The following is a 13495-nucleotide window of genomic DNA, read 5'->3' as shown; positions in this document are numbered from 1 at the left end:
GTCACATCCCGATCGAGGCGAAGAAGATGGCGAACACGCCGTCCATCACGATGACGAAGAAGATGCCCTTCACCACCGAGGCCGTGGTGTGCTGTCCGAGCGATTCCGCGCTGCCCTGCACCGCGAGGCCCTCGACGCAGGCGACGATGCCGATCACCGCGGCCATCACGGGCGCCTTGACGATGCCGACGATGAAATGATCGATCGAGATGGCATCGCGCAGGCGCAGCAGAAACGCTTCGGGATCGACGCCGCCATAGAGCCAGGCGACGAGGCCGCCGCCGTAGAGCGCGGCCATGGCGCCGAGGAAGGCGAGGATCGGCAGCGCCAGCACCAAGGCCAGCATGCGCGGCAGCACCAGCACCTCGATCGGATCGAAGCCCATGGTGCGCAGCGCGTCGATCTCCTCGCGCATCTTCATCGAGCCGAGCTCGGCGGTGTAGGCGCTGCCCGAGCGGCCTGCGACCATGATCGCGACCAGCAGCACGCCGATCTCGCGCAGCACCAGCACGCCGAGCATGTCGACGACGAAGATGTCGGCGCCGAAGCGGCGGAAATGGAAGATGCCTTGCTGGGCGATGATGCAGCCGATCAGGAAGGTGATCAGCACGATGATCGGCACCGCGCGCCAGCAGACCTGCTCCATGTGGTGCACGGTCGAGGTCAGGCGGAGCGAGCGGGGATGGATCAGCACATGAACGCCCGCCGCAAGCACGGCGCCCAGCATGTCGATCAGGCCGGCAAAGGTGCCGCCGACACCGGCTACGGCGCGGCCGATCTGCTCCAGCATGCCGGTGATGGTGATCGCCGACGTCTCGGCCACAGGGCTCGCACGGACCCGGCGCACCTCGTCGACGAGGCTCGAATAGTTGGCGGAGAGCCCCGCGATCTGCGCCTCGACGGCGCCTTTCGTAAGGCTGCGGCGGAGCCGCTCGATCAGCCAGGCCCCGAAGGTGTCGAGCTTGGCAACCTCGGAGACGTCGATGAAGATGTTTTGCGGGCTGCCGGCGAGCTCCTCGGCATCTGCGACCATCCGCTCCAGGGCCGGCGCGAAGCTCGCGGTCCAGGTCCCGGTGGCGCAGAGGGCCAGCGCATTGCCTTTGGCAATCCGTTCCAGCTTCGGATCGCCGCTCAAGGTGTCCGCTCCCATACGACCAGGGCGGAGGAAATCAGATTGTTGCGCACGCGCCCGTACCCGGAAAAGGTATCCCCATTTGGATAATATTAGTTGCTAGAGGTAACCAGCAGGTTCAGATTTCGCCAGAGTTCAAAATGACTTCCAGCAAAGTTCCTGCCCTTGCCGCGCGAATCGAGCGGTTTCCGATCGCCGGCAGTTTCACCATCAGCCGGGGCGCCAAGACGGAAGCGGTGACCGTGGTGGCCGAAGTGAGCCAGAACGGCCTCGTCGGCCGCGGCGAATGCGTCCCCTATCCGCGCTATGGCGAACCTCCCGAGGCAGCCCTTGCGGCCATCGAGGCCATGCGGGCGGCCGTGGCTGATGGCCTGACGCGGCAGGCCCTCCAAGCCGCCATGCCGCCGGGAGCCGCCCGCAATGCGCTGGATTGCGCCCTGATCGACTTCGAGGCCAAGGCGGCCGGCCAGCGGGCCTGGAACCTGCTGGACCGCCCGGAGCCGGGGATGCGCACCACCGCCTATACGATCTCGCTGGGCACGCCCGAGGCCATGGCGGCGGCAACCGCCAAGGCGTCGCATCGGCCGCTATTGAAGATCAAGCTCGGCGGCGACGGCGATGCGGAGCGGATCGCGGCGGTGCGCAAGGCCGCTCCCGAATCCGAGCTGATCGTCGATGCCAACGAATCCTGGACCGAGGCCAATCTGGAGGCCAACCTCGCGGCCTGCGCCGCCGTCGGCGTCACCCTGGTGGAGCAGCCGCTGCCGGCGGGCAACGACGAGGCGCTGGCGCGGATCAAGCGGCCGCTCGCGGTCTGCGCCGACGAGAGCGTGCATGACCGCCACTCGCTGGCACCGCTCCGCGCGCGCTACGACGCTGTCAACATCAAGCTCGACAAGACCGGCGGCCTCACCGAAGCGCTCGCCATGGCCGATGCGGCGCAGGCACTCGGCTTTGAAATCATGATCGGCTGCATGGTCGCGACCTCGCTGTCGATGGCGCCTGCCATGCTGGTGACGCCGCAAGCGCGCTTCGTCGATCTCGATGGTCCCTTGCTGCTCGCCCGCGACCGCGATCATGGGCTGCGTTACGACGGCAGCCTGGTCTATCCGCCTGATGCCGCCCTGTGGGGCTGATCCTTCAGCCGATTCCGCGCCGACCAGATCAGAAGCGCACCGGCCGCGGCCATCCCCGCCATGACGTAGTACAGCCCCTCGCCATAGCGTGCGTAGATCGCGCCTGAGATGATCGACGTTGCCGAGCTCAACAACCCGGTGGTCGCCGCGTAGTATCCCTGTGCTCGCGCCATTTGACGGGGCGGCACGTGATGCACCAGGAGAGTCATCACGCCAACCTGGGTCAGGCCGAAGCTCAGGCCATGTCCGAGCTGCGCGATAGCAAGCAGGCCGATCGGCGGCTCATGCGCGGTAATCGACCAGCGCATCACCGCACTCAAGCCTCCGATCACCACCAGCAGCGCGGGATGCAACGAAAAGCGCGGCGACACCGCGAAGACGACAATCTCGGCACACACGCCGAGCGCCCACAGCCCCGCGATGGTCAATCCGCCAAGACCATGGCTCTGCCAGTTGATCGAGGCGAAGGTGTAGTAGGCGACGTGGCTGGACTGGATCAGCGCGGACGAGACGATGATGGCGAGGAAGCCCGCGTCGCGCAGCAGAGGCCTGCCGCCCTCCGCCACCCCAGACGTTCGCGGCACCTCCTCCAGCGGTTGCAGCGAAAGCCCTGTCAAGGCCGAGATCGTCGCCATCGCGACAATGATCCAGATCAGCTGGCGCGCGGCAATCAATTCGATCAACAGTCCGCAGGCGAGCGCACCCAGGATGAACGCGACCGATCCCCAGAGCCGCACGGGTCCGTAGTCGAATTTGTAGCGGGCGACGCCGCGCAAGGCGTAGGCATCGGTAAGCGGCGTCAGCGGAGTCCAGCAGCAACAGGTCACGATGTAGAGCACCAGCACCGGCAAGGGCTGCTGCTGGGTGCCGACCAGCATAAAGAGAAGCGCGGTGGCCGACGCCGTCAGGATCATCGCGCCGCGCAATGCGCGGCGCCGTTCGGCAAGGCCGGTCACGACAGGCAGCGTTGTGAAGCGCGTGACGGCGGGGACGGCGCTGATGATTCCGATCCAGCCCGGCTCGATGCCGATGGCCTTCAACCACACAGTGAAGAACGGCAGATGGGTGCCAAGGACACCATAGGACGTGCCGTAGAACAGCGCGAGACTCACGGCGAATCGCCGCTTGACCGCCGCTGGCGTGGGGATTTGTGATTCGCTCTGCATCAAACCAATTGCGATTCGGTCGATATCGTGGTGATCGTTACAGTAACGCGCACTGATTTGCGCGACGAGATTGTCATGGCCAACGAAGCATTCGCCCTCTCGCCCATGTCTGCCCGCGCGGCTGAGCCGAACGAGCAGGATTACGACGCGATCCGCGAAGCCTTCATGGAGACGGCGCGCGGCCGCTGGTTCCTCGGCGAATATGCCAAGCGCAACCGCAACGCCGACACAAGCATGGTGCTCGATGCGGTCGCGAAAATCGAAGAAGCCCTTGCGGCACAGCGACAACCCGTCGTCGAGGATCGCCTGCCGGAAGCGCTGGTCGCGATCCGCCGCGCGGTCGAGGACACAGAAAGCACCGTCGCCATGGCGTTCGATCCCGCCGCGATCGAAGCGAGCCTTGCGCCTGTGACGCGCGGCGTACGCATCATCAAGGAGATCTCCTGGCGCTGGCGCGAGATCGGCGCCGACGGGCGAATCTGCGATCTGATTGATTCGCAGCTCGCCTCGATCGAAGCGGCCTGCGCCCAGGTGTCGGGGATCGATCCGCGCGGCGACCTCAAGGCCGCCTTTGATCTGCTCAAGGACCGGATCGAGCAGACGGACGCTGGGGGCGCTGCTGCACAGCAGGCAACGGCGCGACCTACGCCCGAGCAGCCGGCGGCTGGGGCACCTGTTGGCGAAGCGCGACCGGCGATGGCGAGCGAACCACCCGTGGCTTCTACGGAGACGCCGCAGGAGATTGCTCCCGAGCCTGAGGCAGTCGCCGACATCAGTGGCATCGCCGAGGAGGCGATGATGGACGTCGCGGTCGCGCCCGAGATCGTCGAAAGCCACGCTCCCGCCGTCGAGGAGAACTTTGCCGCGGTCGAGGACAACCTCGCCGGACTCGCAGACGTTGCCGAGATCACCGACGAATTCTCCCTTCACGCCGCTGCTGAGGCCGAGGACGACGCCATCCTCGACGCCATCGCGCTGGAGATGGCCGCGCCCGATCCGGAGTTCGACGCGATCGTCGAGCCCATGGAGATGGGAGCAGCAGTTCCCGAGNGGAGGAGAGGCCCGCGGAGATCGCGGAACCAGTCGCCGAGCAGCCGCCGATCACACCCCATATCGAGGAGCCTGAGGTCGAGGAGCCCGTCGTCGAGGCCCCGATCGCGATGGCATCGCTGGCGCGCCTGACCGATGCCATCGCGGAAGCCGCCGCCGAAGTGATGGAGCAGCCGGCCTCCGCCATGGCGGCCGCAGCATTCTCTGGCGGAGCCCCCAGCGCAACGCTGCCGTTGCCGTCGCCCCTGCCCGAGCCCTCGCTCGGCGCCACCATCCTCGCCAGCGGTATCGTGCAAAAGCCCCGCCCCGCCGCCAACGACGCGCTCGCCCCGATCCGCCGCATGACCCAGGCCGAGAAGATCGCGTTCTTCTCGTAGGGTGCTCCTTTGGGCCCCTGCTCAGCAGCGCACCCCTAAGAAGTGCTGCGCTGCGTCCGGGGCACGAGAGCGACGTGTGACGCAGGTCCGCCTCCACATCGTCATTGCGAGCGCAGCGAAGCAATCCAGAATCCCTCCGCGAAAAGACTCTGGATTGCTTCGCTGCGCTCGCAATGACGGAGTATGAGACGTCAACGAAATTTTCCAATGAGCTTTTTGACCTTGCGTGACCTGGATCACGCATCTCACGAGGGTGACCACAATCACGGACCACGCCTTCGAACGCGACCTAGTCTCCTCGCAACCAATCTCGCATCGAGATGAGTGCCAAAGGAGCACGCCATGTTCCGCCTGAAATCCGCCGTGATGACTGTTGGCCTGCTGGGAAGCCTGTTCGGCTTCGCCTGCGGGCCTGTTTCTGCGCAAGTTGCCCCCGTCACGCCCGCCCCGACCACGCTGCAAGGCCCGGAGCAGCGGGTGGCGCTGGTGATCGGCAATTCGAACTACCAGAACGCGCCGCAGCTTGCGAACCCCGACAATGACGCCCAGTCGATGGCGCAATTCCTCAACTCCGCCGGCTTCGAGGTGATCTCGGCGACCGACCTTGGCCAGAACGACATGCTGCGCGTGGTGCAGGATTTCTCCGCAAAAGTGTCCGCGCGCGGACCGAACACCGTGGCGATGGTCTATTACGCCGGCCACGGCGTGCAGCTTGCCGGCGAGAACTATCTCGTGCCCGTCGATGCCAAAGTCTCCAACCAGACCGACCTCGTCAACGACTCGGTCCGCCTGGTCGACGTGATGTCGACGCTGGAGACGATCCCGAGCCGGATGCGCATCGTCGTTCTCGACGCCTGCCGCAACAACCCGTTCCCCAACGTGAACGACGCCGGCCGGGGCCTTGCCATCGTCGACGCGCCGAACGGCTCGATTGTCGGCTATTCGACCGCGCCGGGCGCCGAAGCGCTCGACGGCACGGGCGGCCACAGCCCCTATACGCAGGCCTTCCTGAACGTCGCACGCGAGCCCAACGTGCCGATCGAGCAGCTGTTCAAGCGCGTGCGGCTCGCGGTGAACCAGACCACCAGCGGCGCGCAGGTCCCCTGGGAGAGTTCCTCGCTAACCTCGGACTTCACCTTCTTCGGCGACACGGCCGTGGCCGCGAGCCGCGCGCCGGTGCATGCGCCGGTGGTGCAGATGGCCTCCAACCTGCCGAGCCGCTCGGCGCGCCAGGCCTATGATTACGTGCTGTCCGAGGGCAAGCCGGAATATTATCAGGAGTTCGTCGCGATGTATCCGCACGACCCGCTGTGCGACCACATCCGCTGGCTGTTGGCGAACCTCTTGATCTCGCAGGCGTGGCACGAAGCAGTGCTCGCGAACTCGCCGATCGGCTATCAGGCCTTCTACAGCCACTACAGCAACAGCCCATATGCACAAGCCGCGCTGAAGCTCGAGGCGCAGCCCAAAATCATCCCGCTGCTGCAGGCGACGAAGTTTTTGGCTCCGCAGAACATTGCCCCGACCTTGAAGATCGGCAATCTCGGTCAGCCCAAATACGTGCCGCTGATCCAGCAGCAGGGCAATGGCGGCTCCCCGACGAACGGCAACCTGCCGGTCGTGCAGAAGCCGATCGATGGCAACGTGATCAGCAAGATCGTCACCCTGCCGGCGCCGACCAAGACCACGACGAACAATACCGGCATCGGCAAGATCGTGACGCTGCCGGCGACCAACACCACGTCGAACACCGGCAACAACAATACCGGCCCGGCGGGCAAGATCGTGAGCATGCCGGTGAATGTCGGCAAGGGTGGTTCGACAGTCGACGTCAAGAGCACCGACGTGAAGACGACGAATGTTCAGCCCCAGAACCAGCCGATCCACGTCAACAACGGCAACACCGGCATCGTAAAGCTCAACAACAACCCGGTGAACAGGGTGCAGGTGCAGAACGGCCAGGTGAACAACCGTCCGCAGTTCAATGCGATCGGCAACGGCGGCGGCAACAACAACTTCCGCCAGTCGATGAACCAGTCGCCCGCGATGAACGGCGGCAACAACCACCGCGGTTTCATGCATTGATCGCGATCAGCGAAACGACAAAGGGGCAGAACGGCGACGTTCTGCCCCTTTCTTCGTAGCGCGAATTGAATTTCACCGCTGAGGCAAGCTGCCCACCTCTCCCGAAGGGAAGGGTCGGATCGCATCGGTAGATGCGATCCGGGTGAGGGGTTACAGTCTCAGTGAGCGCCGCTGCCCCTCACCCGGATTGCACTGGACGATGCTTCGCATCGCCGGGCGCAATCCGACCTCTCCCCGCTGGGGAGAGGTGGACCGAGCTCCCTCGCTCGCAGCGTTCAATCGGAATCAGGCCACCAGCTCGGCGAACAGATCCGCATCGACATTGCCGCCCGAGAGCACGATGACGACGCTCTTGCCGGCGACATCGAGACGTCCCGCCAGCAGTGCGGCAAGGCCGACCGCGCCGCCCGGCTCGACCACGAGCTTCAGCTCGTGATAGGCGAAGGCAACCGCCGCGCCGACTTCCTTGTCCGACGCGGTCACGCCGCGCGCCAGCAGCTTGCTGTTGATCGCAAAGGTCATCTCACCGGGGATCAGCGCCATCAGCGCATCACAGATGGTGCGGCCGGCGGGCGGGTGCGGCTCGCGATGGCCTGCGGTCAGCGAGATGCCGTGATCGTCGAACGCCTCGGGTTCGGCCACCACGATCTGGGCCTGCGGATAGCGCGCCTTCACGGCGGTGGCGACGCCCGCGATCAGGCCGCCGCCGGACGCCGGCGCCACCACGATGTCAGGTGAGAGGCCGAGCGCTGCCATGTCCTCCGCGATCTCGCGGCCGGCGGTGCCCTGGCCTGCAATCACGAAGGGATCGTCATAGGGCCGCACCAGCGTCGCGCCGCGCTTCTCGGCGATGCCGCGCGAGATCGCCTCGCGGTCGTCGTTGTAGCGGTCGTACAGCACGACCTCGGCGCCATAGGATTTGGTGCGCTCGCGCTTCGACAGCGGCGCGTCCGCCGGCATCACGATGGTCGCGTGCATGTCGAGGATTTTTGCCGCCGCCGCCACGCCCTGGGCGTGGTTGCCGGAGGAGAATGCGACGACGCCGCCGGCGCGCTTGTCCTGCGGGATCGAGTACACCTTGTTGAAGGCGCCGCGGAACTTGAAGGAGCCGGTGCGCTGGAGCATCTCCGGCTTCAGGAACACTTTTGCACCGACGCGCTCGTTGAGCACGGGGAAAGACAACAGCGGGGTACGGACGGCGAAGGGCGCGAGCACGCGCGCTGCGGCGTCGATATCGGCGGGGCCGATCGGGAGGGGCTGTTCGGACATGGCGGGATGTTATCGCGCCCGGCGCGGCGCGGGCAAGACACCTCCGCGCGAGGATTTTTCTCAAAGCGTTTTCGAGCGAAGTGGGTACCGGTTCGCGTGAAGAAAACGCGTCAAAACAAGAATCTAGGCCACGAAGCGCGGCTGTTCCGCCCTGTCCCGGCCCGGCAGCACGGCGCCGACGGCGCGGATGCCGTCGATGAAAGCCCGCGCCGAGGCCTCCCAGGTGTAGGCGGCGGCGAATTCGACGCAGGCCTGCCTGGAGATGTCGAGTGCGGCAAGACAGGCGTTGCGCAGGTCATGGTCCAGCGCGCCGACCGGCGCATCGCCGATGACGTCGCGCGGACCCTTGACCGGGAAGGCCGCGACGGGCAGGCCGCTCGCCAGCGCCTCGAGCAGGACCAGGCCGAACGTATCGGTCTTGCTCGAAAACACGAACACGTCAGCCGCCGCATAGATGTCGGCCAGTTCCTCGCCGTGCTTTTCCCCGAGGAAAATCGCCTCGGGATAAGCCTCCTCCAGAGCGTTGCGCGCCGGGCCGCCACCGACGATCACCTTGGTGCCGGGCAGATCGAGATCGAGGAACGCCTCGAGATTCTTCTCCACCGCGACGCGGCCGACCGAGAGGAATATCGGCGCCGGCAGGCAAAGATCGACAGCGCGAGGATGGAACAGGCGGGTGTCGACGCCGCGCGGCCACAGCACGACATTGTCGAAACCGCGCTCGCCGAGTTCCCGGGCCAGCGCCGGCGTCGCTGCTGTGGAATCGGCGCAGCGCCCGCCAGATCAGCGAAGCCGGCACCGGCACGCGGGCGCGGACATATTCAGGAAAGCGGGTATGGAAGCTGGTCGTGAATGGCAACTTGCGCTGGCCGCAATAGCGGCGGACCATCAGGCCGATCGGCCCCTCCGTCGCGATATGGATGCTGTCGGGCCGGGCGTCCTCGATCAGCTTTGCAATGCGGGCCGGGCGCGGCATTGCCAGCCGAACGTCGCGATAGGTCGGCATCGCGAAGGTGCGGAATGATTGCGGCGTCAGGAACGTGAACTCGGCGTCGAGCGATTTGGCGGCGTCAGCGAGCTTGGTCAGCGTCCGAACCACACCGTTGACTTGCGGGTGCCAGGCATCGGTCGCGACCAGGATGCGCATCAAGCTGCCCTTGCTGCCACTTGCGGCACTTGTGCGGGTTTCTGCAGATGATCCGCCCAGGTGATGATCTCGAAATGGCCGTCGTCATGCTCGACCAGCGCGGTGCAGCTTTCGACCCAGTCGCCGCAGTTCATGTAGCGGATGCCGTTCTCGTCGCGGATCACGGCATAGTGGATGTGGCCGCAGATCACGCCGTCGGCGTCATGGCGCCGCGCTTCGGCCGAGAGCGCCTGCTCGAACGCGCCGATATAATTGACCGCGTTCTTGACCTTCTGCTTGGCCCATTGCGACAGCGACCAATAGGGCACGCCGAACAGGCGGCGGAAGAAGTTGACGAAGCGATTCATCTGGATCGCGAAGTCGTAGGCCTTGTCGCCGAGATGGGCGAGCCAGCGCGCGTTCTGCACCACGAGGTCGAAGATGTCGCCGTGGATGACGAGATAGCGCTTGCCGTCTACGCCGGTGTGCACCGTGTTCTCGACGACGTCGATGCCGCCGAAATGCGTGCCGTAATAGTTGCGCAGGAACTCGTCGTGATTGCCGGGCACGTAAATGATCTTGGCGCCCTTGCGCGCCTTGCGCAGCAGCTTCTGCACCAGGTCGTTATGCGATTGCGGCCAGTGCCAGCTCGATTTCAGCGCCCAGCCGTCGACGATGTCGCCGACGAGATAAATCGTATCGGCATCATGGTAGCGCAGGAAGTCCAGCAAAAGATCGGCTTGAGAGCCGCGGGCTCCGAGATGAACGTCGGAGATGAACAACGTGCGAAAGCGCCGCTCCGGGCTCTCGTCACTCACATCGTAACTTCCCATGCGCCAGCCTGTAACCGTGTCCCGTGACAGGGGGATGACCGATTGAACCCTTGAGGCCCCTCAGATACGAATCGAACCTTGCCTCGCCCTCCCCGCGAATATCAGTCACATGCGACAATCAGGCGACATGATCAGCCGATGATGGCCCGCAAGACCGCGGACCCCCCGGCCTCATTGGTTAATATCGGGACAGACGGCGGCAGCAGGACGCCGGCGTCAGTAAAACTTGTGGAAATGATGGATCGGCCCGTGGCCATGACCGACGCTGAAACGGTCGGCAGACCCGATCGCCGCGCTGATCCAGCCTTTGGCGTTGCGTACCGCCGTCGCGAGATCCTCGCCCTTGGCGAGGCCCGCCGCCACCGCTGACGACAGCGAGCAGCCGGTGCCATGGGTGTTGCGGGTGGCGACGCGCGGTGCGGCGAGCGCCAGCGTGGTGTCCGAAGCCACGAGATAATCGGTGCTCTCCGCGCCCTCGCCGTGCCCGCCCTTGATCAGAACCGCGCGGCAGCCAAGAGACAGCAGGCGGCGTCCCTGGCTTTCGATCTCGGCCTCGCTTCGCGCGATCGGTTCTTCGAGCAGCGCGGCCGCCTCCGGCAAATTGGGCGTGATCACGGATGCGAGCGGCATCAGTTTCGCGCGCAACGCCGTGACGGCCTCTGCGGCGAGCAGGCGGTCGCCTGATGTTGCGACCATCACGGGATCGAGCACGACATGGCGAGGCTTCCAGCGCGCCAGCGCAGCAGCGATCGCATCGATGCTCGCGGCCTGCGCCACCATGCCGATCTTCACCGCGGCGACATCGAGATCGGAAAACACGGCATCGATCTGCGCTGTGACGAACGCTGCCGGCACCGCGTGAATGCCGGTGACGCCCTTGGTGTTCTGCGCCGTGAGCGCCGTGATTGCGGATGCGCCGTAGACGCCGAGCGCAGCAAAGGTCTTCAGGTCGGCCTGAATCCCGGCCCCGCCGCTCGAATCCGAGCCGGCAATGGTGAGCGCCACGGGCGTCGTCATCGCAGGATATTCCTGCTCGAAAAGGACATTGGCCATCGCCTGTCCTAGCGCGCCGGCGCAGCCCCAGCAAGCCGGCGAATCAGGCGGAGCCGGCGCTGCGCGGGATTGTCGTCCCGTAGGCGTGCATATCCTGAGAAAATATGACCATGGCATCGACCGGCCTTGGCGCCCGAGTGTGCAAATGACACGTTAGTGAGTGGATTCGTTCAGCGACGCCAAATTGCGGTCCGGCTTCGGCCGCAATCCTCTCGGGAAGAAATCATGTGGGCCTTTTTTCAACGTCTGCTCGATTCGTCGACGCTTTCACCGCACGGCATCTGCCTGTTGTGGGAGCCCGAGCTGATCTGGCTCCACGTCGCCTCCGACGCCGTCATCGCCGCCGCCTATTTCTCGATCCCGTTCGCCCTCACCATTCTCGTCACCAAGCGGCGCGACCTCCAGTTCGGCTGGGTCTACTGGGCGTTCGCGATCTTCATCATGGCCTGCGGCCTGACGCATGTGCTGTCGATCTACACGCTCTGGGTTCCGATCTACGGCATTGAGGGCATGGTCAAGGCGGTCACGGCCGCGGCCTCTATCTTCACCGCCGGTGCACTATGGCCGCTGCTGCCGAAGATCCTGATGATCCCCTCCCCGTTCGAGCTGCAAAAGGTCCAGGCAGCGCTCGTTGAGGAAGAGATCAAGAGCCGGGACGCGGCGCTGCTGCTCAAACAGGTGGGGGACGCTCAGCGCGCGATGCGCGAAAGCATGACGCGACTCACCGCTGTCGTCGAGACTGCGGTCGACGGCGTCATCCTGTTCGACGCACAAGCCCGCATTCTCCTGTTCAACCCTGCCTGCGAGCGGTTGTTCGGCTATCGCGCCGACGAGATCATGAATTGTGACATCGGCATGCTGATGTCCAATGAGGAAAGGCCCTCCTCCGCAGCTCATGCGCGGCGTTTCGCAACCGGGGAAGCCGTCGGCCTGCGCAAGGACGGCTCGACGTTTCCGATGAACCTCTCGGTGGGCCAGGCATGGCAGGATGGCGAGCTGATCCACGTCGGCATCATCCACGATCTGACCACGCGCAAGCTCACCGAGCAGCAGCTCCAGCAGGCACAGAAGATGGAGACGGTCGGCCAGCTCTCGGGCGGCATCGCCCACGACTTCAACAATCTCCTCACCGTCATCATCGGCAACGCCGAGCATCTCAGCGAGCAGCTCAATGCGCGGCCCGATCTGCGGCAATTTGCCGACGACATCTGCGAATCAGGCGAACGCGGTGCGGAACTGACGCAGCGGCTGCTGGCGTTCAGTCGCCGCCAATTGCTCCAGCCGCGTGCGATCGATTGCGGCGAGCTGATCCTGTCCATGCTGAAACTGCTCAAGCGCACCTTGCGCGAGAACATCGAGATCAAGACGACGTTCGGTCCCGGCACCATCCAGGCCTTTGCGGACCGCGCCCAGCTCGAATCCGCCGTGCTGAACCTTGCGCTCAACGCGCAGGATGCGATGCCGTCGGGCGGACATCTGACGCTGAGCACGGAGATCGCCGCGATCGACGACGACTATCGCGCCCTTCACCCGGAGGTCGCATCCGGAAGCTATGCGCTGATCTCGGTCACCGACGACGGCGAAGGCATGGCGCCTGAGGTGATCGAGCGCGCGTTCGAGCCGTTCTTCACCACCAAGGAGGTCGGCAAGGGTTCCGGCCTCGGGCTGAGCATGGTCTATGGCTTTGCCAAGCAATCCGACGGCCATGTCTCGATCTATAGCGAACAGGGCCTGGGGACGACGGTCCGGATCTACCTGCCCCGCCCCGGCGGCGGACAAGGGCTGGCCGACATGCCCGAGACTGACGAGGCCGCGCCGCGCGGCCGTGAGACCATCCTGATCGCGGAGGACGATCCGTTCGTACGCTCCTCGGTGATCCAGCGGGTGGAGGCGCTGGGCTATCGCGTCGTCGCCGCCGTCAATGGCAAGGAGGCCTTGCACCGGCTGCGCGCGGATCCCGGCATCGACATGCTGTTCACTGACATCGTCATGCCCGGCGGCATGAGCGGCTGGGAGCTCGCCGAGCAGGCCCGGCGTATCAGGCCCGGCCTGCCGGTGCTGTTCACCTCGGGCTATGCGCTGGAGACCCTGGTCGAGCAGGGCCGCGCGCAGGCAGCGGCCGTGGTCCTGACCAAGCCCTATCGCAAGGCCGAACTGGCCCAGCGGCTCAGGGATGCCTTCGCAGCAGCGGTGGTGGCGTCGTAAACCCCGCACGGCTCTCTGGCGGTCGGCCGGCCCGCTTGCTAAATCGCGCCGGTTTTGGCCTAT

8 protein-coding genes and 2 pseudogenes are annotated in these 13495 nt (G+C 65.4%); 4 read left to right on the top strand and 6 right to left on the bottom strand.

What is annotated here, in order from left to right; genetic code table 11:
• Position 1: 1 nt before the first annotated feature.
• Complete coding sequence (locus AOQ71_RS18710) at positions 2 to 1135, bottom strand: MlaE family ABC transporter permease (protein ID WP_057749156.1); 1134 nt, start codon at positions 1133 to 1135, stop codon at positions 2 to 4.
• A gap of 137 nt (positions 1136 to 1272) precedes the next feature.
• On the opposite strand from AOQ71_RS18710, the gene dgcA reads away from it, so the two are divergent.
• Positions 1273 to 2268, top strand: coding sequence for an N-acetyl-D-Glu racemase DgcA (gene dgcA, locus AOQ71_RS18705; RefSeq protein ID WP_057749049.1), 996 nt, complete (start codon positions 1273 to 1275; stop codon positions 2266 to 2268).
• Here dgcA and AOQ71_RS18700 read toward each other — a convergent pair.
• The gene (locus AOQ71_RS18700) at positions 2238 to 3434 is read right to left on the bottom strand and encodes an MFS transporter (protein WP_057749046.1); all 1197 of its coding nucleotides are present in this window, start codon (positions 3432 to 3434) and stop codon (positions 2238 to 2240) included. The two genes, dgcA and AOQ71_RS18700, sit on opposite strands and share 31 nt — an antisense overlap.
• Before the next feature lie 75 nt (positions 3435 to 3509).
• On the opposite strand from AOQ71_RS18700, the pseudogene AOQ71_RS48105 reads away from it, so the two are divergent.
• Positions 3510 to 4484, top strand: a pseudogene (locus AOQ71_RS48105) (hypothetical protein); the annotation flags it as partial.
• Between the two features lie 719 nt (positions 4485 to 5203).
• Positions 5204 to 6946: a caspase family protein gene (locus AOQ71_RS18690; RefSeq protein WP_057749042.1), complete on the top strand. Its 1743-nt coding sequence runs from the start codon at positions 5204 to 5206 to the stop codon at positions 6944 to 6946.
• 285 nt (positions 6947 to 7231) lie between these two features.
• Here the strand turns inward: AOQ71_RS18690 and AOQ71_RS18685 are convergent, their stop codons facing one another.
• From AOQ71_RS18685 to thiD, 4 genes and pseudogenes are all read right to left on the bottom strand, one after another.
• Positions 7232 to 8215, bottom strand: coding sequence for a threonine/serine dehydratase family protein (locus AOQ71_RS18685; RefSeq protein WP_057749039.1), 984 nt, complete (start codon positions 8213 to 8215; stop codon positions 7232 to 7234).
• A 123-nt stretch (positions 8216 to 8338) separates the two neighbouring features.
• A pseudogene (locus AOQ71_RS18680) lies at positions 8339 to 9362 on the bottom strand (glycosyltransferase family 4 protein).
• Complete coding sequence (locus tag AOQ71_RS18675; RefSeq protein ID WP_057749037.1) at positions 9362 to 10174, bottom strand: UDP-2,3-diacylglucosamine diphosphatase; 813 nt, start codon at positions 10172 to 10174, stop codon at positions 9362 to 9364. Before AOQ71_RS18675 ends, AOQ71_RS18680 begins: the two are co-directional and overlap by 1 nt.
• A 216-nt stretch (positions 10175 to 10390) precedes the next feature.
• Positions 10391 to 11191, bottom strand: coding sequence for a bifunctional hydroxymethylpyrimidine kinase/phosphomethylpyrimidine kinase (gene thiD, locus AOQ71_RS18670; RefSeq protein WP_057749153.1), 801 nt, complete (start codon positions 11189 to 11191; stop codon positions 10391 to 10393).
• A 261-nt stretch (positions 11192 to 11452) separates the two neighbouring features.
• On the opposite strand from thiD, the gene AOQ71_RS18665 reads away from it, so the two are divergent.
• On the top strand, positions 11453 to 13432 hold the full coding sequence (locus tag AOQ71_RS18665; RefSeq protein ID WP_157083570.1) for a PAS domain S-box protein: 1980 nt from the start codon (positions 11453 to 11455) through the stop codon (positions 13430 to 13432).
• Positions 13433 to 13495 lie beyond the last annotated feature (63 nt).

The organism is Bradyrhizobium manausense (assembly GCF_001440035.1).
GTDB classification, from domain to species: Bacteria; Pseudomonadota; Alphaproteobacteria; order Rhizobiales; family Xanthobacteraceae; genus Bradyrhizobium; species Bradyrhizobium manausense.
This window is presented reverse-complemented; position numbering and strand designations above follow the sequence as displayed.

Bases quoted from the DNA above. Each gene is read 5' to 3' on its own strand.
- dgcA (WP_057749049.1), top strand. From the start codon at position 1,273: ATGACTTCCAGCAAAGTTCCTGCCCTTGCCGCGCGAATCGAGCGGTTT.
- AOQ71_RS18700 (WP_057749046.1), bottom strand. From the start codon at position 3,434: ATGCAGAGCGAATCACAAATCCCCACGCCAGCGGCGGTCAAGCGGCGA.
- AOQ71_RS18690 (WP_057749042.1), top strand. From the start codon at position 5,204: ATGTTCCGCCTGAAATCCGCCGTGATGACTGTTGGCCTGCTGGGAAGC.
- AOQ71_RS18685 (WP_057749039.1), bottom strand. From the start codon at position 8,215: ATGTCCGAACAGCCCCTCCCGATCGGCCCCGCCGATATCGACGCCGCA.
- AOQ71_RS18675 (WP_057749037.1), bottom strand. From the start codon at position 10,174: ATGGGAAGTTACGATGTGAGTGACGAGAGCCCGGAGCGGCGCTTTCGC.
- thiD (WP_057749153.1), bottom strand. From the start codon at position 11,191: ATGACGACGCCCGTGGCGCTCACCATTGCCGGCTCGGATTCGAGCGGC.
- AOQ71_RS18665 (WP_157083570.1), top strand. From the start codon at position 11,453: ATGTGGGCCTTTTTTCAACGTCTGCTCGATTCGTCGACGCTTTCACCG.